This is a genomic window from Vibrio sp. OPT46, from assembly GCF_015163535.1.
GTDB classification, from domain to species: domain Bacteria; phylum Pseudomonadota; class Gammaproteobacteria; order Enterobacterales; family Vibrionaceae; genus Vibrio; species Vibrio alginolyticus.
On the sequence record NZ_JADDYG010000093.1, the window covers coordinates 127,726 to 129,224 of the forward strand.

A 1,499-nucleotide genomic window follows, 5' to 3' on the forward strand; every position below is an offset into this window, starting at 1 on the left:
GCTTATAGAAGAAAACACCACTTAAAATGACGATATGAATACCTCTCAACCATCAAGTTATCGGTTGAGTTAAAAAAAATGTTCGCGTCAAAAAAAAATTGACGAAAAAAATGTAAAAACAATATCACAAAACGTGATATTGCCCGCAAAAAAATCTTGTTAACTGACTGTTTTAGATAGACTTATTGATAATAAATCCGATTATTACAAACAAAAAAATCCCTGAGCATTCACTCAGGGATTTAGAGATTTGATAAGTAGATGATGAATTAAAGCTTAAAGAAACTTAATTGCTCTTTCTGCTTCTCTGCAAGTAATGAAAGCTCAGTACTCGCACTTGCACTCTGGCTGATGCCCGCTACGTTTTGGTTTACAAGCTCCGACATGTTAACCACGTTGCGATTGATATCTTGCGTAACTTGAGACTGCTCTTCGGCTGCGGTTGCTACTTGCGTGTTTGAATCGTTGATGTTGGCGACTGACTCGGTAATTCCAACCAACGCTTCATTAGCTTGTTGCGTCAGCTCGTTGTTGCGGCTAAGCATATCAAGGCTGACTTGCATACTGTCATTCGCAAGCCCAGACTGCGCTTGAAGCTCTTCAATGATCGTTTGGATCTCTTGTGTCGAGTCTTGAGTACGCGCTGCTAGCATTCGTACTTCATCAGCTACTACCGCAAAACCACGACCAGACTCACCAGCTCGCGCCGCTTCAATCGCAGCATTCAATGCTAGCAAGTTGGTCTGCTCAGATACGCCGCGAATCACTTCAATAACATCGTTGATCTGTACAGATTGCTCTTTTAGACGCAAAACAACTTGCGCTGCATCGTTCAATGCTTGAGACATTTGCGCACTTGCTTCCGCACTTTCTTGGAAGATAGCCAAACCTGATTGAGCAAGTCCATCAGCTTCACGCGCGGTTGCGTCAGCAGAGGTCGCGTTATCACTCACATTATTCGCAGTGCTTGCAAGCTCGTTAACCGCAGATGCAACTTGCTCGATCTCCGCCAACTCTTGTTGAGCGTTCGCTTCCGCTTGCGTCATTACCGCAGCTAATTCGGTCGATGCAGATGCAACTTCCTCACTAATACGGGTTAACTGGTCCACAGTGTTGTATAACTGCTCTGCGGTTTGGTTTACATCTTTGCTCAGCTTAGAGATCTCATTGTCCCCATCGACATCTGCACGTACTGATAGATTACCCATTGCTAACTGACGCATCACTTCTTGCAGCTTTTGGATTGGTGTAACAATCATGCCAGATAGGAACCAAGCGCCTATCAATGAGAAAGCAAATACCGCTAAAACCGTCAACATAGCGTTATTTTGCACACGTTCATTTTGCTGATGGCTTCTGATAGTAGATTGTTCAGCTTGCTCGTTTACATGCTTTGATAGCGTGTTAATTTGTTGGACCATTTCTCGGCCAACATTGCGATACTCTTTGACAAATGCACGGTACTCGCTATCCGATTTCAAACCTTGATCGTATTGGTT

The 1,499-nt window shown here is 43.6% G+C and carries 1 protein-coding gene; it reads right to left on the reverse strand.

What is annotated here, in order from left to right; translation table 11 throughout:
* Positions 1 to 269: 269 nt before the first annotated feature.
* Positions 270 to 1,499, reverse strand: a 1,230-nt coding sequence (locus tag IQR33_RS04795) for a methyl-accepting chemotaxis protein (RefSeq protein WP_193843552.1), incomplete at its 5' end; no start/stop codon positions are given.